Annotated in this window: 1 protein-coding gene; it reads left to right on the top strand. The window is 53.2% G+C overall.

Translation table 11 applies throughout. The features are described 5' to 3' along the window. The coding region (locus ACTHUM_RS17790) for a glutamate dehydrogenase (protein ID WP_440403661.1) at positions 1-542 on the top strand (542 nt) is incomplete at its 5' end. Positions 543-590: the final 48 nt, after the last annotated feature.

The raw sequence follows: 590 nt of genomic DNA, 5'->3' as shown, positions 1-590 counted from the left end.
TCCTCTTCCCTGACAGCGGTATGACCGAAGCGCAACTGGCCGCTTTGATCGAGCTGAAAGAAGTACGCCGCGAACGCGTCGCCACTTACGCCAAAGAACAAGGCCTGCAATACTTTGAAAACCAAAAACCGTGGAATATCGCGGCCGAAGTCGCCCTGCCTTGCGCCACCCAAAACGAATTGGATGCAGATGCCGCCAAAATCCTGCTGGCAAACGGTTGCTATGTGGTTGCCGAAGGTGCGAACATGCCGTCAACTTTGGGCGCGGTCGAACAATTTATCAAAGCCGGCATCCTCTACGCTCCGGGCAAAGCCTCCAACGCCGGCGGCGTAGCGACTTCAGGTTTGGAAATGAGTCAAAACGCCATCCGCCTGTCTTGGACACGTGAAGAAGTCGACCAACGCCTATTCGACATCATGCACAACATCCACGAATCCTGCCTGAAATACGGCAAAGTCGGCGACAAAGTGAACTATGTCAATGGTGCGAACATTGCCGGTTTCGTCAAAGTTGCTGATGCCATGTTGGCGCAAGGTTTCTAAACCCCTATCCAGCCAAATCAAAGGCCGTCTGAAATATTTCAGACGGCC

This window comes from Neisseria sp. P0021.S006 (genome assembly GCF_051956895.1).
Note: the sequence above shows the minus strand (reverse complement) of the source record. Positions and strands in the feature narration are given on the sequence as shown.